A 19,827-nucleotide genomic window follows, 5' to 3' on the forward strand; every position below is an offset into this window, starting at 1 on the left:
GTAGGTTAGTCGCTCATTGGAGTTGGCTCGCTGAAAAAAGAATCAACCCATCTGCTCGGTGAGCAGCACCACCGCGATAATGACCATGGCCGCTCCGGATAGACGGCTGACACCGCGAGCCGCCGCCGGACGTGCTTGCAGTACAGCCTGTGAACCAAATCCAACCAGCAAATAGATAACGCCGCAGCTGACGGTGTGGATGAGTCCCAGCGCAATCATCTGCATCGGCACAGGCCAGGCAGCGGCTGTGTCGGTGAACTGAGGCAATAGCGCCAGGAACAACAGAAACACTTTCGGATTCAGCCCACTCACGCAAAGCCCCTTGATCGCCCAGCGACTCCAGGAGCCCGACGCCTGTATGTCATCAGCGCGCGGTGTAGCGGGGCGGGCAAGCATGTTGATGCCCAGCCAAAGCAGATAACCCGCTCCGGCAACGGTCAGTGCTGACAAGGCTATGGGATGGTTAACAACCAGCGCGCCGGCACCACCGGCCACAATCACGGTTGCAATCAAATGACCGGACAAAAGTCCGCCCACGGCGGGTATGACGACTCGGCCTTTCAATCCCGCCGAAATTGCGTAGGCCCAATCTGCGCCCGGTGTGATGACGAACAGAATCGACACTGCCCAGAATGCGATGAAAACGCTGACGGTCATGGCGCTACCCATACCTGCTGTTGCGATTTTGTGACCTGCATCGTCCTGCTCCTTGAATCAAAAGCCGCCTCTGGAAGAGGAGTGCGGCAAATATTAGTCAAAGGAAGAATAGTGAAATGTGGTTAGAATTAACTTTCAAAGATCATCATTTACGTGCGCAGGATTGGGAGATTGTTCCGAATGGACAGGATTGATCGCAAGATTCTTTCTGAGCTTCAAAAGGACGGCCGTCTTTCGGTTACCGAACTTGCTGAACGCGTGGGTCTGAGCCTTTCCCCTTGCCATCGACGGGTGCGGGCGCTGGAAGAGTCGGGAGTGTTGCTCGGCTATAGAGCCCAACTGGACCCCGGTGCATTGGGTTTCAACTTTTCCGCCATGGTGTTTGCCACGCTTCGCGAAGGGAATAGACAAGCTGTCGCTGCCTTCGAGGCGGCGCTCATTGAAATACCGCAGGTGGTCGATGCCCAGCGATTGTTTGGGGAACCGGACTACCTGCTGCACGTCATTGCCGAGGATTTGCCGGCGTTCCAACGGCTGTACGACGAGAGCCTATCGACATTGCCTAATGTGCAGCGCCTGACCTCAACCCTTGTCATGAAAAGGGTCATTCAGGACCGGCCGCTCCCGTTGTGATGGCAGGGCCGGGGCTTCTGGCTTTGCCTTTCATACAGAGTTTGCGTTGATACGGAGTGACCCGATCTGGCCGTTTTCTGCTTGTCGTGACCGGCTGTAACCGACCCATAACGGTCATTTGTCCACCGACGATGGAAGCTTTAGCGCTGAGCTACTGCTTGACATGCCGGTCCTCTGGAGATTTGGCTGCCAAGCAATTTGCCGATTCAATCCCCCATCAACGCACCGAGACTGGTGCTGTTACCACCTTGCCAAGCGCAGACGTGACAGTGATGGTTGGGTTTGGCGCCGGCCCGGCACCGGCGGTCGCCACCAACACTCGCCACTTCGCACCCGTGCCGACTTGCGTGAGCGTGGCCTTGCCCAGATTAAGCGTCCCGGCGGTAGTGGACGCGGTCACCGTCACGCTATTGCCGGTAAAACGCGTGGTGGTGCCGGAAATATCCCAGGTGTAGCGATTGTCGCTACGAACGGTGACGAAAGCGCTGGTGACCGCCAGAGTCTCGTTGGCCGCTGCAGCGGTGACATTGACGGACACCGTCGCCGGGTCCGAATTCGCGTCCTTGGCATCGCTGGCCCGATAGGTGAAGGTCGCGGTGAACGGTGCGGGGACGATGGCCGGTGGGGTGTAGATCACGCGCAGACCATCGGTGGCGACCACGCCCTTGCCGGAGTCCGGTTGCTCCAGACCCACCACTTTAAGTGGCACGTTACCGTCGGGGTCGCTGTCGTTGGCCAGCACGTTGATGGTCACCGGTTGGCCGGTGTTACTGATGGCGCTGTCTGGGTTGGCAATTGGTTTTTTGTTTTCGCCTTCGTTATTGTCACGTTTATCGCCAGTGCGGAAGGTCGGCAGCGCAGCGGAGTTGACGTAAGTGACGCCGTCCCAGCCGGGTATGGGCGTTGGCATCAACTGGAACTGGCCCGGATGCTCTACATCCCAGCGCAGCAGCATGGACGTGTCCTCGTGCTGGGTGTTGTGGCAGTGCTCCAAGTAGGTCCCGGCGAATTCGCGGAAGCGGATCGCTATGTCCACGTCCACCGAACTGTCGATGCCTTCGCCGATGAGATAGACGTCCTTGCGCGCCCACTTTTCCCATTCCGGCGGCGCCTTGCCGTCGCGGTTGAGGACGATGCCTTCTTCGAAATGCACGTGCACCGGGTGGCTCCAGCCGTTGCCGCCGTTCCTGATTTTCCACACTTCCAGGGTGCCGTCGCCGGAGAACCCGGCAGGGGTCGGACCGTTGGCCAGTTGCGGAGCGGCGCTGATGATTCGAGGGTCCATTTGGAAGCCTAAACCTCCGTCGGTCTTGATCGTCCAGGGTTGTTCGTCGGTACCGTCGGAGCGGCCGAAGATGAACTCGCGATGCCGCGCCAGTTTCAGTTTGGCCTGCACCGCCGGGTCGTCGCGGTTGAGGGTCAGCGGAATCATGGTTTTACCCGCCGCCTTGCCCGGTTTGGCGGGTTCGAAGTCGGCAGGGTTCATGCTCACGTCCTGGCCGGAGTAAGGCTGGACCACCATCTGCATGAACTTGCCCACCACCGGGTCGCCGTTCTCCCATTGCAGCCCTTTGCTGCCCAGCTTGAGTACCGCCTTGTACTTGCCGGACAGGACATCGGCCAGGCTCAGCGGATTACTCTCCGGACCTTTACCGTTCTGATGCTCCATCAGGTTGACGAAGTACAGCTTGTCGCCGGTGTTGATCCCGTTTTTCGCGAAGTTGACGATGATGTCGAAACGCTCGGCGATGCCCTGGCTGGGCAGGATGGCGTTGTGGTCCTGCACATCGCCGTCGGCGTCCAGGTCCATGCTCCCATCGAACGGCACGGCGTGTTCCATGAGGTTGCCGTCGTTGGCGATCAAGTGGAACGGCACGCGGGTACCAAACAACCATCTCCAGTGCGCGGTCATTGTGCGAGTCCGCCAGTGTGGAAGAGTGGAAGCCGACAGCGTTCTGGTCAGCGAGTGCGATAGTAGTCAGCCAGGTCAACAACAGGGCGCCAAAAGCTATTTTCAATGTCGTTTCTTCCTTGATTAGACAAGTGCATGGCAACCTGAACCCGCCGTTAGGCGCAGCCACCTTCGTAGGAAGTCGAAGCTAATGTGGCTGCATATAAGCATGGACATTAAAGCCCTCATTCGAACCGCCGCGCATAACTTTCATCGTTAACTCTGTTCGCGGTCTTTAGTGAGAAGGCTGAACGTCCCTCAAGTCGACAATCACTGTCCAGCTACAGGATTGCAGCCTCACCTTTACCCAAGCGGATATTTTGGGGAGCTCTGTAGCCTTTTCGGGCACTCTTTACTTTGCGATTTCGCATGTGGATCAATACTACGAATCAGTGAAAGACAAGGTCGCCATTGCTTGGCCGCTTCAAAACATGCCCTATGGATCAAGGGAGTTCGGGCTCCGCGATTGCAATGGCTACTACCTTGCGTTCACGCAAATTTCGGCAGGTAGCAAAAATTCTGGCTGAGCATTCTGCTGCCTCACCATTGGCCTGCCACGATCTGAATCACTGCCGTTTAGCAGCCATCGTGAGTGGCGGTTTCCGGGTGTTAGCTGCCCGCTATTGAGGGTGAGTTTTAGATACTGGTATCAGGGGGAGGCCCGCGTCTATTTGCACTATAGACGCGGGAAAGCCGTTACTTGCGCACGTTCTGGTACAGCATCAACCGTGAGGTTTCATGCATGGCGCGGGTCAACTCTGACAGCCGCTTGAACTCTTCGGGGTGTTGCTCGGCGACGTTGTCCAGCGGCGTCGGTGAGGCCAGGTCATGGAGACTTGGCGAGCTGCCGTCGTGTTCCATCTGTACCAGGTAGTGTTGAGTCACGCCGGCAATCAGCGGGAACGTGCCTTCGCGCAACACCAATGGCACCACGCGTTCGCCTTCGGGCGCGGGCTGCTGAATATCACGGCCCATGCCGCTGTTGCGAAACTCAAGGCCGGCCATACCCGCCACGGTTGGCAGCAAGTCCACCAGGCCAACGGCTTCCTCGACCTTGCGCGTCCCGATCATGCCTGGTGCGTGGATGATCATCGGCACCGCGTTGCTTTCCAGACCCAGTTGCTCGTAGGCCGGTGCCAGGAAAGGGATCTGGGCGATACGGGTGTTGTGGTCGCCAAACAGCACGAATATGGAGTTTTCGTACCAGCCGCCGGCCTTGGCGATTTCCATCAAGCGTCCGATGTTGAAGTCCAGCAAGCGCACGGCGTTGTATTGCTCGACACTGCGCGAGCCTGCGGCCTGGACTTCCTCCAGGGTAGGGTGCTTGACCTCGAATCCGTCATTGGTCTTTGGAATCGTAAAGGGGCGATGGTTACCGGCCGTTTGCACATAGGCGAAGAACGGCTTGTCCTTGGGCAGCGTTTGGAGGATCTGATCCGTTTCCTTGAACAGGTCCAGATCCGAGATCCCCCAGACATCCACCACTGGGGATTTCCAGTCTCGCTCGTCGAACAGACGAACGCCGTCGATACTTTGCTTGATCAAGGCATTCATGTTGGCCCAACCGGAGTTGCCGCCAATGGTGTAGATCTTCTCGTAGCCGGTGAAGGCATTGACCAGCGTGTTTTGGTTGGTGATCAGTGGATTACGTGTCGCGGTTTCCTGTCGAGTAACGTCGGGCACCCCACTGATGCTGGCCCAGACAGTTTTTGCGGTCCCCGTCACCGGCACATAGAAGTGCTTGAAGAACCAGCTCTGCGTCGCCAGGCGATCGATGTTGGGCGTTGGATTAATCGGGTTGCCATAGGCCCCGACGGCGCTGGTGCCCAGCGATTCGAGCATGATGAACATCACGTTCGGTGGCCGCGAGCCCGGTACTTTGTAGGGTTGTGGCGCCTGGTGGCGGACGAAATCAAGGGTCTGCGGGTCGGGTTGGTCGACGCCCAGATAGTTGGCCATGACCGCGTAATGTTCGCGCACCTGCGCTTCGTCATAGCGCGACTGGCCGACCTTGACGGTGTCGTAAAGGAAAATCACCGGGTTCAGGCCCAATGCGGCGACCTGGTTATTGCCCGAGAAAAACGCATCGCTCCAGCGCAGCGGTACAGGGTTTTCAATATTCAAGTGTTCGACACGACCCAAAATACCCAGCAGCACCAGCACGACCATCAACGCACTGCCCCATGTCGCGGAGAACCGGTGAATGACTTTGCGGGGACGGTCCAGCGTGACGCGCTCCAGACGAACCAAGGCCAGTGTCACCAACGCGACTGTTGCCAGCCAACCCAGTGAAATCCAGATAACCGGGTAGGTTTGCCAGACCATATCACGGGATATTTGCGCATCGTCGATGAAGCGCAACACTGTGGCGTTGATCCTCACGCCGAGGTACGCGTAATGGCCAAAATCGATGATGTAGATCAGCAGCAGAGCGCTGAGCACGGCAACCAGATACACCCGAGCGATGCAGCGAACGAGGCGGCTGTCGATCAGGTTCCAGCGAGGGATCCAGGCCAACAACGCCAACGGCAGCATGACCAGAATGGCCAGGCGCAAGTCGAAACGAAAGCCGATGCCCAGGGTTGTCAGGACGGCATTGTCGTCGCTCAGGGCTTTAGCGTCGAAACCGGAAAAGCCGAAAAAGAACACCACCCGCAGCAGTGCAAACAGCACAAACGCGATCGCTGTTGCGCCCAGCCAGTAATGCAAACGTCTCGATTTCAGCCAACCCATCGAAGTTTCCCTATTAAAAATGTCGTTAAATTTCAAACGGATCTGTTACTCATTGGTCTGCGCAACGTGATGAGCCGGCGATACGCCCAGCGTGTCGCCATTACCAGCACTGCCAGGCAGCAATACAGGCCCAGCAGCGGATCAATCAAGTAATCCCAATAGTTGTGGGAGGGTTTGATCCCGGCGATGAAGGCCAGGGTCGCGCTGGTCAACAACACGACGGCCAGGTAATTGCGCAGGTAAAACAGGCTCAAGGTCAGCAGTGCGACGACAAACAACAGGGGGCGCGGGCTGAAACCCCGCCGGTAAGGGTCCAGATCACTCAAGCCCAGGGTTGCCGGGTACAGCACCAGGGCCATCGCGGCGAAGAGGATCAATACGCCGACATAACCCTTCTGCGCAGGCGGCAACACACCCAGTCGACGCAAACAGCCCCACCCCATGAACACCAATGAGGTGATCGCGAGGTCATCAATATAGCTGCGCAAGTAAGCGGCCAGCGACACCTCGCCCAGGGGTATGAAGCTGGCGGCCAGCAATGCCAGCAACAGCGCGATACGCCAGCCCCTGTTCAGACCAAAAGCCGGCAGTATCAGGAAGATGATCATCGCGAAGCTGGCATGGGCTTGCCACAGACTAATCATTTGAGACGCTCGGACAGCCAGGCCTCGTTGAAGGAGACGTGTTTGATGAAAGTGTTGTTCCAGGTATAAACCAAGTGATACATCCCGTCGGGGCTGCGGATGAAGTACGGGTATTCATATTCAAACTCACACCCTTCGCTTTTACAGACGCGTTTGTCGAGGTTGTCGAGGAATTGCGCCTCCAGCGGTTGGCGAAGCTCGCCACTGGAATCGCGGAACTCTTTCCCGATGATTTCCTTGTAGGCGAGGGGTGAAAACGGATCGCCCTCGGGATCCGGTGATTTGTCCAGATCGTGCACCAAGCGCCAATCGTCCATTTTCGCATCGGTGAGATAAAGGCTCAGCTTGAAGCGCCCCTCTTGCAGGTCATTGAGCGCTACCAGCAACCCGTGTTCGGGCGTCGCAACGGCCGCCAACGAGGAATTGGGGTTCGAAGGATCGAGCGGATAAGGTTCGCTCCAGGTTTGCCCGGCATCCTCGGTGCGGCTCGCCAGGACTCGGTGGTGGGTGTCGCCGGCATAGCGCAACATCGCGATACCGCGCTGACCGTCCAGCGGAACGACCGCGGGTTGCAAGGAATTATTGCCGTGGCTGATGCGGTATTTATCGATCACTTCACCGTCTGCGCTCAAGTACAGGTACTCGGCAAACTTGCCCAGAAACTCGTGATAGACCGGCAAGCCGATGGAGCCGTCGACATGGAACACCGGTGCCGACCGGACCAGGGTGCTGATGTTCAGAAAGGGTGAAGTGATCAATTGGCGCGGCACCGACCAATTCACACCAAAGTCGTCTGAAACCATCACATTGACCGCGCTGCCGGCCCAGCCGCCCATGGATACGGAGACGTAGAACAGCCACAGGCGATTGTCCGGCGCCAGTGCAACGACCGGGTTGCCGAGTTTGCGGATGTATTTTCGAGTGCTTTGCTGGGTTGATTCCCGGGTCGCCATGACCTGTTCCTCCCCCCACTCGCCGGTGCTCACGTTGAAACGGGCGGAGCGCACCTGCACATCGGCTGCGCCTTCGCGAGTGCCGGCGAACCAGACCGCCATCAGGCTACCGTCAGGCAAGGCCGTTACCGCCGAGGAATGCACGAAGTCCACCAGCCCGGAGGAGGCGAAACGGCTGGTATAAATGGGCTTGGCCGCTTCATCCGCCTCAGGCAAAGCCGGACTTATCAGGGCAAAGGAAGAGTGCTTGGGGGCAGGGTGGGTGAACCATGCACCCGCAAAGAGGCAAGCCAGGGCAAGGTAAACACCGATGGCAGGAATGCTGGGGAGCTTTATGCGCATAACGAAGGCTTTGGCCTCTCATGGCCCGATAAAGCGCACAAGCTAACACTCGGTAGTACAAGATCGGATTTTATGAGTTTCTATTGTGTAAGCAGGTATTTATAGCGCTACTGCGCTGTCGGCGAATAAAGACGGATTGAGTTGCTGACACCACCGGGTTTGATGGTTTTCGCCTCGGTCCAGGATACTCGTCAGCCATCTTCACCGCTGGTCGAAAAACTGGACCTGAACAGGGAGGAGCCAGACAAGGAAGCTGAATTATCGATTGAATTCACAATCGCACAGGCCGCTTACGTTGTGATGGCGGGACCGTCTCTGGCCGAAATCAGCCTGATGCGAAAGACGGTAATCGGCCTAAAGAAACTTTTTGCGCGCTGGTTATGGGTTAGCTGTGGTCAGGTTTTACTGCATATTTAATCCAGGTATCAAGCTCTGTAACCATTCTATTGACCTCACTATCTTTCTGTTCCGAGGGTCGAACAATAGCGTTCCAGGCGATATCAAGGCCGTCATTCAGGGCTGCCCACGCAAGCTCCCCACGTTCTAGGCTGGGGGTCACCAAATCGCGTTGCAATATGCTGATTCCGTATCCTGAGCGAACCAGTTCGACGATGGCTTCGATCAACTCCACCGTGATCATACGGCGCGGCAAGATGCTGGCGGGGGCGAAGAACCGATCATATTCCCAACCACTTGCTCGATCAGTTGAGTACGTCACCAGGTTGTAAGTTTTGAAGTCTTCGGCATAGATGTTTTTCCTTCCTGCAAGGGGATGATCGGTTGCCATGATCGCAATCAAGTCGTCCCGGAAAAGTGGCAGTTTTGCTACACCACTAGGCACCATGCCGTCATCGATAATGGACACATCAAGCCTTCCTTGCATCAGGCTCGCGTAAACGTCATTACGAGGTACGGTCACCAGTGTTATTTCGATGTCAGGCCGAAGGTTCGAGTAATGCTTGATGAATTTTGGAATCCAGCGAAACGGGCCGTAGGAGGTGACGCCCATACGCACAAAAGCCGTGACGCCTCCGGCCATCGACCTGGCTTCAGACTCGGCTTCATTCAGTATCGAAATGATGTCTTTGGCCGCCCGTTCCAGGCGTACGCCGGCAGGGCTGAGTCTTAGTTTTCCGCCTGATCGTTCCGTCAGGCTCACACCTAGCCGCCGCTCGGCTTCGCGTATGCGGTGACTGACGGCTGAAGGTGTCAGCCATAAGCGCTCGGCAACCGCCGTTATCGAATCGACTTCCGACAGAGTTTGCAACATCACAAGGTGATCCAGCGTGAGTCTCATGGCGAGCGACCTGAAAATAATTCACGAAATTGCGTAAAATTATGAGCGTGACTTGTTTTTGGTGTCGATGCAATCTGAATCCAGCAGAGCCACCGGAGACCAACAATAATGACTACCTTGCCTTTCGCACCTGCGCTATCACTGGACGACATCGTCGATCTCGAGCGTTACCCCATTACCGATCGCGCCAACCCCGCCTATCTCGCACTGGTCACTCACAGTCAGTCATTGCTGGGACAAGAGGGCGTTGCGATCTTCCCGGGTTTCGTTCGCAATCCATCGGTTGTCGCAATGGCGGATCAGACGCTTGCCTTGCACTCGCGTATGTTTCATTTTCGGGAAAACCACACGGTTTATTTCAAACCTCAAGATGAAAGCGTTGATCCAGAACATCCGCTACGACGGTTGATGAACACTGCAAAAGATACCGTCGCTTATGCCGATATCCCGGCCGATCATTTGATCAGGCAGATCTATGAGTCGGATGAAGTACTTTCTTTCATCAAGGATGTTTTGGATCTGGACACGCTCTATCGTCATGCAGATCCGTTGGCCGCCCTTAACTTGCAGGGCTTTACGGCGGGGCAGCAGCTGGGCTGGCACTTTGATCGTTCCGACTTCAGCGTCACGCTGTCCCTTCAGGCGGCGAGCGCTGGTGGGGATTTTGAGTACGTACGCATGCTGCGTAATGAAAGCGACGATTGCTATGACGCGGTCAGGCAGTTTCTCGATGACCCGAACACACAGCAGATAGAGGTTCTGCCTCAAGTGCCCGGTACCCTGACATTGTTCCGTGGCCGCTATTCATTGCACCGGGTGACGCCGGTGGAAGGGGGCAGGTTGAGGCTCAACGCAGTTTTCGCGTACGTGGACCAGCCCAACGTCGAATTCAGTGCCTATGCCCGCCAGTTGTTCTACGGGCGTACCACCGTAGATCCATTGGTTTAAGTTTCGCCAATAACAATAAAAGCAATTGATTCACTTCTTCGCTTCACATGTTTGCGCACGCACCTGTCCATACTGAATCTGATGGGCTCGTTTGCTCCTGTGTCGCACACAACAGTTCGCTGCCCCCAATAATAATGATTCGGAGCGTCTGATTATGAAAAACAGGAAGAGTTTGCTGGCCTCGTTACTCACCCTTGGCTTGATCGTCGGTAGTGCTTCAAGCCAGGCTTCAGGATGGTGTGAATCGGGCAAACCGGTGAAATTTGCCGGTCTGAATTGGGAGAGCGGGATGCTCCTCACCGATATCATGATGATCGTGCTCAAGGAGGGCTACGGTTGTGCAACAGATCAGTTGGTGGGTAACACCATCATTCTTGAGACTGCTTTGGCCGGCAACGACATTCAAGTGTTTGGCGAAGAGTGGATGGAGCGCAGCGAAGTCTGGAAAAAAGCGGCGGCCGCTGGAAAGGTTGTCGGGGTTGGCGCTCCGATCATCGGTGCGACTCAGGGGTGGTATGTACCGCGCTATGTCGTTGAGGGGGACGCAAAGCGCAATAAGTCAGCACCCGCACCAGACCTCAAAACAGTCTCTGACCTGAGCAAATACCCGAAGGTTTTTCGAGATTCGGAGGAACCGTCTAAAGGGCGCTTCTATAACTGCCCTGCTGGTTGGATTTGTGAGCAGGACAATACCGAGATGTTGAAAGAGTATGGTCTTGAAAACACCTTCACGAATTTCCGTCCGGGAACCGGTGCCGCATTGGATGCGGCTGTCCTGTCCAGCTATAAACGCGGTGAGCCGGTACTGTTTTACTACTGGTCACCGACTCCGCTAATGGGGCAGATCGATGCGATAAGACTGGAAGAAAAGACCGGGGCCGACAAAAACGTCATTACCATGGTTGGACTCTCCAAGCCTTTTCATGACCAAGCTCCCGAACTGGTCGCGGTGCTGGAGAAGGTTAATATTCCTATCGATATGTTGAACCAGAACCTGGCGAGGATGGTCAAGGAGCGCATCGAATCACCGAAGCTGGCCAGGTTGTTCCTTAAGGAACACCCGGAAGTCTGGCATGCCTGGGTCGATGAAGCCGCTGCAAAAAAGATCCAGGCATCACTCTAGTCGGTCACGAGGGCAAGGACGCCCGCCCTTTGTAACGCCCCTCTGAACACATTCTCTTTACTGATTTTTACTGCTTCTACACAGAGGCGGTCCCTCTTTGCGTCCGGGAATTACAAACATGATCAAATCACGAGCGGCCGTTGCCTTCGCGGCAAACCAGCCTCTTCAAATTGTCGAAATCGATGTGGCTGCACCACAGTTCGGCGAGGTACTGGTACGCATCGTTGCGACAGGTGTGTGCCATACCGATGCGTTTACCCTGTCCGGTGCCGATCCAGAGGGGATCTTCCCCGTCATTCTTGGCCACGAAGGTGGCGGTATCGTCGAAGCGATTGGCGAGGGGGTAACTTCACTGGCGGTGGGCGATCATGTGATCCCGCTCTACACCCCGGAATGTGGCGACTGCAAATTCTGCAAGTCAGGGAAAACCAACCTCTGCCAGAAAATTCGTGCGACTCAGGGTAAAGGCCTGATGCCAGACGGCACCAGTCGCTTTTCCTACAACGGCCAACCGCTGTTCCACTACATGGGCACCTCGACCTTTTCCGAGTACACGGTGCTGCCGGAAATCTCGTTGGCCAAAATTCCGAAGGAGGCGCCGCTGGAGCAGGTTTGCCTGCTCGGTTGCGGTGTGACGACCGGCATTGGCGCGGTACTCAACACGGCAAAGGTGGAAGAGGGGGCATGCGTGGCTATCTTCGGTCTGGGCGGCATTGGCCTGGCAGCCATAATCGGTGCCACCATGGCCAAGGCCGGTCGAATAATCGCGATTGATATCAACCCGGCCAAGTTCGAGATTGCCAGGCAACTGGGTGCTACCGACTTCATCAACCCCAAGGATTACGACACACCGATCCAGGACGTGATCGTCGAGATGACGCAAGGTGGTGTGGACTACTCATTCGAATGTATTGGCAACGTCAATCTCATGCGCGCTGCCCTGGAGTGTTGTCACAAGGGTTGGGGGGAGTCGGTGATTATCGGTGTCGCCGGCGCGGGCCAGGAAATCAGTACTCGACCGTTCCAGCTAGTGACCGGTCGCGTCTGGCGCGGCTCCGCTTTCGGCGGCGTAAAAGGTCGCAGCGAATTACCCACTTATGTCGAGAAGGCTCAGACCGGCGAAATCCCGCTAAACACCTTCATCACTCATACCATGGGACTTGAAGACATCAACAAGGCCTTCGAGTTGATGCATGAAGGCAAGAGCATACGCACCGTTATCCATTTCGATCGCTGATAGAACCGCCCTGGCGTACATCGTCAATCGAGCAGCGCCCGGTCGAACTGCATTGCCCATCCCCTGTGTTATCAAAGAGAGAATCAAAATGAGCATCTTCACTCATGTCACCGTCGGTACCAACGATCTGCAAAAGGCCCGCCGTTTTTACGACAATGTACTCGGCGCACTCGGCCAGAAACGCATCGCTGATCTGGATGAAAATGGCTCTATCTGGGGGGAGAACGCGCCGTCCTTCTTCGTGCTGAAACCGGCAAACGGCGCGCCTGCCAGTGTTGGCAACGGCGTCACTGTCAGCTTTGAAGCTCCGGATCGAGCTGCCATCGACGCCTTCCACGCGGCAGCGCTGGCCTGCGGCGGCACCGACGAAGGCGCACCCGGGCCACGGGGCTGGGCACCTGATGCTTACGCCGCCTATGCCCGAGATCTGGACGGTAACAAACTGGCCGCGTACTGTTTCAAGCCTTGAGTAAGCGAGTGGCGAATCAAAAGGTGGTTTTCATCGTCAGGTACATGGCACCACGGTCCTCAATCGTTGCGCCAACACCGGAGAAGGACGAGTAGCCACCGGCGAAACAGGCGTAGTTTTCGTTGCCGCTAAAGGCGTTCGGTGTGGGGCCGTCACCATCGGTCGGGCCGGTGCTCACGCCACTTGTATTGCACTTGTCGGTTTGGCCGAAGGCGTCCACGTACTTCAGGTCGACAAAGTATTTGTTGTACACAATGGCACCGACGCCCAACGCGTAGTTGCCGGTGTCCTTGGCACCGCCACCGGACACCGGTGACACGCCGGCGAGGCCGACGTTGACGGACACTGGCGCGTTGAGGTCAACACCAGGGAACACCTGGAACCAGGTCGGTGTGAAGTTGACCGCAAGGCCCCAGTTGTCCCGGGTCGGCTGGTCGACGCCGCGATAGGTGCCTTTGCCTTTGTAGAGTGCTTCGTTCTTGTCATCGAGCTTGAGCAGGTTGCTGTAGTACAGCTCGGCCAGCAGGGTTGCCGAATCGAACAATGGCGTTTTCGGCAGGGGCAACAGACCGTTCAGCGTCCAGTGCAAGGTGTCACCGGTGGCGCTCAGGCTGTCGCCGCGGCTCGGGGTGTCGTAGATCACCCCCGTGGAAGCGGTGCGCGCCGGCAACAGGCCGAGGCCTTGGCCCAGGCCCAGCGGGCTGGTGGTGCTGACGATGGCCGGGATACTGGCCAGCGGCATGTTGTGACGCACGTTCAGGTCCGAACCTACACTCACAACGCCGACATCCTTGGACAGACTCAGGCCGAAAATCTGAATATTGTCGGCATAGGCCAGTTGATAGGTGGCGGTGCTCAACGAGTTGAGCGTGTTGACCAGCGCCGGCACTTGCCCGGCTGGCCGGGTGCCGTTCGGGTTGGCCGAGGAGATGCCTCTGGCATCCAGCCAGGCTTGCGGCAGGATGTCCGAGGTTTCGCGGTAGTAGACGCCGAGCGTCCCGTCCAGCCAGGCCGGCGACCACTTGGCCATCACGCCCCAGTCACCGCTGTTGTGCGGATCCAGGTCATGACCACGACGCACGTTGGTCAACGCGTTGCACTGTGCCAGGCCACAACCCAGAGGGCTGCCCGGAACCACGGCGTTGGTGTTGCCCAACAGGAACGATTTGGCGCCAAAGCCCACCAGATCGGAACCACCGTAGTAGGTGCCCGCTTCGGGCAGGCGAGCGGCGTCCCAATCCAGGAAGTACTGCGCACCCACGGTCAACTCGGGGTTAACGGTGAACGACATCGACAACTGGTTACGCGGAACGAACAGCTCCTTGGTTTCCGTACCCGGCGACGCCGCCAGTTTGGCCAGGTCGAGGCCGGACTGGCCGTAGCTGATCGAGTGCACCGGGTTGAGAATGGTTTCGCCCCAGAACACGTTGTGCTGACCGGCCTTGGCGCTGAACAAAGACTCTTCGCCCACTTCGGTGCTGTAGAACACGAACGCATCGAGAATTTCGCCAGACGGCCCGGTGTAATAACGCTGGGCGTAGTTGCTCAGGTGCGGGCTGCCAAAGCCGACGTCGTCGTTGGTGACGCCGGCCAGGCGTGGATCGTTAGCGATCAGGCCGGACCGTGAGTCATTGCCGTTAACGAACGGGTTGGAGTTGGAACCGGTGTTTTCATACGCCTTGTCGTACCAGCTGGCAGCACTGACACGAAAGCCCATGGCGTTCTTGTAGACCACGTCCATCTCGGTCAACAGGTCGACACGGTTGGTGATGTCGGTACCGGCCTTGCGGAAGTTGTAGTCGCCATCGTTGTTGTTTGGCGTCCCCAACATGCGCTTGTCGGCGCTTTCGGTGCGCACACCGTAGTTGTACCTGACGGTGTTATCGATACGCGCGGCCCAGTCCGGATTGCCCGTATCCAGTTCAACCGCCTGGGCGGTCGGCATGGAAGCCGCCAGGATGGCCGAAGCCAGCAAGGTGTAGCGCGGAACCGTGAACCCTTGACGCTTATTGTTGGGCATTGCGTGTCCCCGCCTGCTTTTATTTTTTACAAGCGTAGCGGCATTCCCGCACTTCCTTGTTCCACGGACTTTTCTTGATGACGTTTTTTACCGGGTAAAGGCACCGAGCATGGCAGTGGAGTAAAAAACTCACAGTCTGGTCGTGGAAGAGGGGGGCTTTCTCTACGACTCTAAAGGCGTGGCCTTGGTCGCAGGGATTTGAAATGCACGGCGTTGCTCGGCAGAATCGTGTCCCGATCTGGCCTAAGGTGCCGGACGTTCGTGGTGAAAAGGAACTGCAGTTGAACGAACAGACATTGTCCATGCGCCTGGAGCGCGTGGCGGCGCATGTGCCAGCAGATGCGCGCCTGGCCGATATCGGCTCGGATCACGGCTACCTGCCGGTGGCGTTGATGCGCCGGGGCGCCATCGTGGCGGCGGTGGCCGGCGAGGTGGCATTGACGCCGTTCCGCTCGGCTGAACGCACCGTGCGCGAGAACGACCTCGACCAGCGAATCACCGTGCGCCTGGCCAATGGCCTGGATGCGATCGAACCGGGAGACGGGATCACGGCGATCAGCATCTGTGGCATGGGCGGCGAGACGATTCGCGACATCCTCGACAGTGGCAAGGCGCGCCTGAGTGGCCAGGAGCGACTGATCCTGCAGCCCAACGGCGGCGAGCAGCCACTGCGTCAATGGCTGATGGAAAATGGCTACCGCATCCTCTGCGAGGAAGTGCTGCGGGAAAACCGTTTCGACTACGAAATCATCGTCGCCGAGCGCGACGGGCCGATGGTGTACACCGCCGAGGAGCTGTATTTCGGCCCTCTGCAGATGCAGGCGCGCAGCCCTGCGTTCCTGGTCAAGTGGCAGCGCCTGTTGCGCGAGAAACAGAAGACCCTGAACAGCTTTGCCCGGGCTCGGCAGGCTGTGCCCGAGGAGACGGTGCGGGACATCGCCCGGCAAGCCCGGTGGATCACCGAACTGCTGGCTTGATCCCGCCCAAGGTGTCTGGGTACTGATGCCGACATTCAGAGCTTTCATTGACGGAGGGCAGGGGAGTCCAATCGCTTTGATGGATTAATCTGAAGCGAACTATTTACCTTGTATACGGGAAATCATATATTCGTTTTCCCGTATATGAGCTGAGACTTCACCCTGACCAGCAAAGCCTGTGTCCTTTCGCTGGTGAGCGTTTCGATCAGATCATCACTCTCTTGGTCAAAAACAAACACTGAGAAACGATATGGCTGACCCTCTGACACCGACCACTGTCTTCAAATGCCTGGCTGACGACACTCGGGTCCGCACGATGATGCTCATCACCCGTGAAGGAGAGCTATGTGTTTGCGAGCTGACCTGCGCGTTGAATGAGAGTCAGCCAAAAGTCTCCAGACACCTCGCGCAGTTGCGCAGTTGCGGTTTGCTGTCGGACCGTCGGCAAGGCCAATGGGTGTATTACCGATTGCACCCAAATCTCCCTGATTGGGTCCATCAAGTGCTGACCACTGTGCTCGAAAGCAACCAGCATTGGTTGAGCCCTGACGCCAAACGCCTTGAAGAAATGGGTGACCGTCCTGAACGGGCACTGGCCTGCTGCGAAAGCTGAATCGCCGATTCCGCTTCATTGAATACATCGGCCAGTTCGACACCCGGTCGAATTCCCACTGACAACAGATACAGAGCACAACAACATGACTATCAAAGTTGGCATCAATGGTTTTGGCCGGATCGGTCGCCTCGCTTTGCGAGCAGCCTGGAGCTGGCCGGAGTTTGAGTTCGTGCAGATCAACGACCCAGCTGGGGACGCGGCGACTCATGCGCACCTGCTGAACTTCGATTCGGTACACGGCCGTTGGAATTACCAGGCCGATTCCGAGGGCGACAGCATCGTCATCGACGGCAAACGAATCAAGGTAACGGGCAACACGGTAATTGCCGCCACCGATTGGTCGGGCTGTGATCTGGTGATTGAAGCCAGCGGCAAGATGAAGACCGTCGCCGTGCTTCAGGCTTACCTCGACCAAGGCGTGAAGCGTGTGGTGGTCAGCGCCCCGGTGAAGGAAAAAGGCGCGTTGAACATCGTCATGGGCGTCAATCATCAACTGTTCAATGCGGCGCAACATCGCATCGTCACGGCGGCGTCATGCACCACCAATTGCCTCGCTCCAGTCGTTAAAGTGATCCACGAAAAGCTGGGTATTCGTCACGGTTCGATCACTACTATTCACGACCTGACCAACACTCAGAGCATCCTCGATCAGCCGCACAAGGATCTGCGCCGTGCGCGTGCTTCGGGTATGAGCCTGATCCCGACCAGCACCGGTTCGGCCACCGCCATTGCCGAAATTTTCCCGGAGCTGCGTGGACGCCTCAATGGTCACGCCGTTCGCGTGCCGCTGGCCAACGCTTCGCTGACTGACTGTGTCTTTGAAGTCGAGCGGGCCACCACGGTCGAAGAGGTCAATCAGTTCCTCAAGGACGCTTCCGAGAACGAGCTTAAAGACATTCTCGGATTCGAAGAGCGTCCACTGGTGTCCATCGACTACCGTACCGACCCGCGTTCATCGATTATCGATGCGCTGTCGACCATGGTCATCAACGGCACTCAGGTCAAACTCTATGCTTGGTACGACAACGAATGGGGCTATGCCAACCGCACCGTCGAACTGGCCAGAATGGTCGGTCTGGCAGTCTAAGGTGCGGTCATGACAGCGTTGTCAGCCCTCGCTCCGCAAGTGCGGCAGTACCTGCTCGTGACGGGCAACTACTGGGCCTTCACCCTCACCGACGGCGCCTTGCGCATGTTGGTGGTGCTGCACTTTCACGCGTTGGGCTACAGCCCGCTTCAAATCGCGGCGTTGTTTCTGTTCTACGAACTCTTTGGCGTGATCACCAACCTGGTGGGTGGCTACCTCGGCGCCCGGCTGGGTCTGAACCGGACCATGAACATCGGGCTGGGCATCCAGGTCGCGGCGCTGCTGATGCTGACGGTTCCGGTGGCCTGGCTAACCATTCCATGGGTGATGGGGGCTCAGGCGCTGTCGGGGATTGCCAAAGACCTGAACAAGATGAGCGCGAAAAGCTCCATCAAGCTTCTGGTTCCGGATGGGCAGCAGGGCAAGCTCTACCAGTGGGTGGCGATCCTCACCGGCTCGAAGAACGCACTAAAGGGTGTCGGCTTTTTTCTGGGTGGCGCCTTGCTGGCATTGATTGGCTTCAAAGGCGCCTTGCTGGCCATGGCGGGTGGCCTGGGTCTGATCTGGATCAGCAGCTTGATCTTGTTGAAGAAGGACCTGGGCAAAGCGAAAGCCAAGCCGAAGTTTCGCGACATCCTGTCCAAGAGTCGGGCGATCAATATCCTCTCCGCGGCGCGGATGTTCCTGTTCGGTGCCCGTGATGTCTGGTTCGTGGTGGCCTTGCCGGTGTACCTGAGCAGTGTCTTCGGCTGGGACTTCTGGAAGGTTGGCGGGTTTCTTGCGGCCTGGGTGATTGGCTACGGCATCGTGCAGTCCTTCGCGCCCAATATCACGGGAAAGAAGCGTGGGCACGTACCGGATGGTCGTGCAGCGTTTCTTTGGGCGCTTGCACTGGCGGGCCTGCCTGTGGCCATTGCTCTCGGGCTGAACACCGGCCTGTCGCAACAGGCAGTGCTGCTGGGTGGACTGATGGTTTTTGGCGTGCTGTTCGCAGTGAATTCGTCGCTGCACAGCTACCTGATCGTGTCCTACGCCAAGGAAGACGGCGTGTCGCTGGATGTGGGGTTTTATTACATGTCGAACGCCTTGGGGCGGTTGATAGGTACGGTGCTTTCCGGTTGGGTTTACCAGGTGTCCGGGCTGGGGGCGTGCTTATGGATATCAAGTGCATTCGTGCTGCTTGCTGCTTTGATTTCGATTGCATTGCCCCGTCACGCGCTGAGTGAATAACTGCTTTGGGTGATAGCAGACACTCTCCCAGGTTGGGCTTCGCAGCGGCCCCAAAAAGGGACCAACTGCAAAACCCTGCGTCACTTACCTGCTTATCAACGCAGACCGCAACTAAGCAGGCATATCAATTTTATCCAGCACCCGGTTAGCCGTGATCTCCGCCACCATGATGCTGTTTGAAATGCCCAGCAACGCGTAGCGGGCTTCACCTTCCAGATGGTCCACCAACTGATGGACCATCACATCGACCGAGGCCAGTGTTTCGACCAAAAACACCACAAGGGTTTCGTTGGTCGCCTCTTGGTCAACGGAAAACAATTTGCTGGGTGTACGCGCGGTGGCTTTAATGTCGGCATTCGATGGGAAGTGGAAGTCGAGGGCGCGTTCGGCGGCCTCGTTGAGTTTGTTTGAATCGGGTTCGTACGGGGAGACCGGATCGGTGTCCGGTGGGTTGGGTGTGACCTTGAACATATGCTGAGTTACCTAATTGTGTGCCACCCCTCTTGCGACTAAACGAGAGAGGAGGCAGCTGCACGCAGGTTAGTCGACCGGGAAACTCAGCAATCCGGCGCGCCCGAGAGCGCCCTGCGTACAGCCACCATCAAGTACAGGAAATGAAAGACCTGCATGACAGATGCACGCACAACTGAGTTAACACGAGCGACTAAACCCGACCACTGATGGGCAGTGGCAGGGAAACAATAGAGGCCAAGCCCAGGGCGCACAAGCCGGCGGATTCTGGCGTAACGGTAGGCAATGGCGCAAGGTCTTGTAGCTTTCAGGACGTAACCTTGATGGGGATTAAACAAGCACCTCCCAATGACGTTTAAAAAGCAAAAGAACAATAGTTTCGTTTTACCTAAGTGCTCACAGCAGCATCTTGGCGAGGACGGGGTGCACTCGTCACTGA

General features: G+C 57.2%; 17 protein-coding genes and 2 pseudogenes. 10 read left to right on the forward strand and 9 right to left on the reverse strand.

Annotated features, from left to right (window positions below; genetic code table 11):
- Positions 1-42: 42 nt before the first annotated feature.
- Positions 43-657 (reverse strand): LysE family translocator, encoded by a 615-nt coding sequence (locus KGB06_RS16750; RefSeq protein WP_223517622.1) that lies wholly within the window; start codon positions 655-657, stop codon positions 43-45.
- A 180-nt stretch (positions 658-837) separates the two neighbouring features.
- Here KGB06_RS16750 and KGB06_RS16755 point away from each other — a divergent pair, with 180 nt between their 5' ends.
- Positions 838-1,290, forward strand: coding sequence for an Lrp/AsnC family transcriptional regulator (locus tag KGB06_RS16755; protein WP_223517624.1), 453 nt, complete (start codon positions 838-840; stop codon positions 1,288-1,290).
- Positions 1,291-1,507: 217 nt separating this feature from the next.
- Here the strand turns inward: KGB06_RS16755 and KGB06_RS16760 are convergent.
- The 5 genes and pseudogenes from KGB06_RS16760 to KGB06_RS16780 form a co-directional block, all read right to left on the reverse strand.
- Positions 1,508-3,172 (reverse strand): annotated as a pseudogene (locus KGB06_RS16760) (Ig-like domain-containing protein); the annotation flags it as partial.
- Positions 3,162-3,308: pseudogene (locus tag KGB06_RS16765) on the reverse strand (dienelactone hydrolase); the annotation flags it as partial. The pseudogenes KGB06_RS16760 and KGB06_RS16765, both read right to left, overlap by 11 nt.
- Before the next feature lie 629 nt (positions 3,309-3,937).
- On the reverse strand, positions 3,938-5,974 hold the full coding sequence (locus KGB06_RS16770) for an LTA synthase family protein (protein ID WP_223517625.1): 2,037 nt from the start codon (positions 5,972-5,974) through the stop codon (positions 3,938-3,940).
- 32 nt (positions 5,975-6,006) lie between these two features.
- A complete protein-coding gene (locus KGB06_RS16775; protein WP_223517626.1) occupies positions 6,007-6,618 on the reverse strand; it encodes a hypothetical protein in 612 nt (203 codons plus the stop codon).
- Complete coding sequence (locus KGB06_RS16780) at positions 6,615-7,913, reverse strand: sialidase family protein (protein ID WP_223517627.1); 1,299 nt, start codon at positions 7,911-7,913, stop codon at positions 6,615-6,617. The genes KGB06_RS16775 and KGB06_RS16780 overlap by 4 nt, the downstream gene beginning before the upstream one ends.
- A gap of 141 nt (positions 7,914-8,054) precedes the next feature.
- Between KGB06_RS16780 and KGB06_RS16785 the strand changes: the two genes are divergently transcribed.
- Complete coding sequence (locus KGB06_RS16785) at positions 8,055-8,330, forward strand: hypothetical protein (protein WP_223517628.1); 276 nt, start codon at positions 8,055-8,057, stop codon at positions 8,328-8,330.
- Here the strand turns inward: KGB06_RS16785 and KGB06_RS16790 are convergent.
- Positions 8,299-9,210, reverse strand: coding sequence for a LysR family transcriptional regulator (locus tag KGB06_RS16790; RefSeq protein ID WP_223517629.1), 912 nt, complete (start codon positions 9,208-9,210; stop codon positions 8,299-8,301). The genes KGB06_RS16785 and KGB06_RS16790 overlap by 32 nt on opposite strands.
- 108 nt (positions 9,211-9,318) lie before the next feature.
- Here KGB06_RS16790 and KGB06_RS16795 point away from each other — a divergent pair, with 108 nt between their 5' ends.
- The 4 genes from KGB06_RS16795 to KGB06_RS16810 all read left to right on the forward strand — a co-directional run bounded on the left by KGB06_RS16795 (position 9,319) and on the right by KGB06_RS16810 (position 12,987).
- On the forward strand, positions 9,319-10,158 hold the full coding sequence (locus KGB06_RS16795) for a hypothetical protein (protein WP_223517630.1): 840 nt from the start codon (positions 9,319-9,321) through the stop codon (positions 10,156-10,158).
- A 154-nt stretch (positions 10,159-10,312) separates the two neighbouring features.
- Positions 10,313-11,281 (forward strand): ABC transporter substrate-binding protein, encoded by a 969-nt coding sequence (locus KGB06_RS16800; protein ID WP_223517631.1) that lies wholly within the window; start codon positions 10,313-10,315, stop codon positions 11,279-11,281.
- Positions 11,282-11,399: 118 nt separating this feature from the next.
- The gene (locus KGB06_RS16805; RefSeq protein ID WP_223517632.1) at positions 11,400-12,518 is read left to right on the forward strand and encodes an S-(hydroxymethyl)glutathione dehydrogenase/class III alcohol dehydrogenase; all 1,119 of its coding nucleotides are present in this window, start codon (positions 11,400-11,402) and stop codon (positions 12,516-12,518) included.
- Positions 12,519-12,606: 88 nt separating this feature from the next.
- On the forward strand, positions 12,607-12,987 hold the full coding sequence (locus KGB06_RS16810; RefSeq protein WP_223517633.1) for a VOC family protein: 381 nt from the start codon (positions 12,607-12,609) through the stop codon (positions 12,985-12,987).
- Between the two features lie 16 nt (positions 12,988-13,003).
- Here the strand turns inward: KGB06_RS16810 and KGB06_RS16815 are convergent, their stop codons facing one another.
- A complete protein-coding gene (locus KGB06_RS16815; RefSeq protein ID WP_223517635.1) occupies positions 13,004-15,007 on the reverse strand; it encodes a DUF1302 domain-containing protein in 2,004 nt (667 codons plus the stop codon).
- A 281-nt stretch (positions 15,008-15,288) separates the two neighbouring features.
- On the opposite strand from KGB06_RS16815, the gene KGB06_RS16820 reads away from it, so the two are divergent.
- The 4 genes from KGB06_RS16820 to arsJ all read left to right on the forward strand — a co-directional run bounded on the left by KGB06_RS16820 (position 15,289) and on the right by arsJ (position 18,917).
- Entirely contained in the window at positions 15,289-15,984 is a 696-nt protein-coding gene (locus KGB06_RS16820; RefSeq protein ID WP_317849411.1) for a tRNA (adenine(22)-N(1))-methyltransferase, read from the forward strand.
- A 250-nt stretch (positions 15,985-16,234) separates the two neighbouring features.
- Complete coding sequence (locus KGB06_RS16825) at positions 16,235-16,597, forward strand: metalloregulator ArsR/SmtB family transcription factor (RefSeq protein ID WP_223517639.1); 363 nt, start codon at positions 16,235-16,237, stop codon at positions 16,595-16,597.
- A gap of 85 nt (positions 16,598-16,682) precedes the next feature.
- A complete protein-coding gene (locus tag KGB06_RS16830; protein WP_223517642.1) occupies positions 16,683-17,687 on the forward strand; it encodes an ArsJ-associated glyceraldehyde-3-phosphate dehydrogenase in 1,005 nt (334 codons plus the stop codon).
- Between the two features lie 9 nt (positions 17,688-17,696).
- Entirely contained in the window at positions 17,697-18,917 is a 1,221-nt protein-coding gene (gene arsJ / locus KGB06_RS16835; protein WP_223517644.1) for an organoarsenical effux MFS transporter ArsJ, read from the forward strand.
- Between the two features lie 111 nt (positions 18,918-19,028).
- On the opposite strand, the gene KGB06_RS16840 is transcribed toward arsJ, so the two are convergent.
- Positions 19,029-19,388, reverse strand: coding sequence for a DUF6124 family protein (locus KGB06_RS16840; protein WP_223517646.1), 360 nt, complete (start codon positions 19,386-19,388; stop codon positions 19,029-19,031).
- Positions 19,389-19,827: the final 439 nt, after the last annotated feature.

The organism is Pseudomonas sp. GL-B-19, from assembly GCF_019956415.1.
GTDB lineage: Bacteria > Pseudomonadota > Gammaproteobacteria > Pseudomonadales > Pseudomonadaceae > Aquipseudomonas.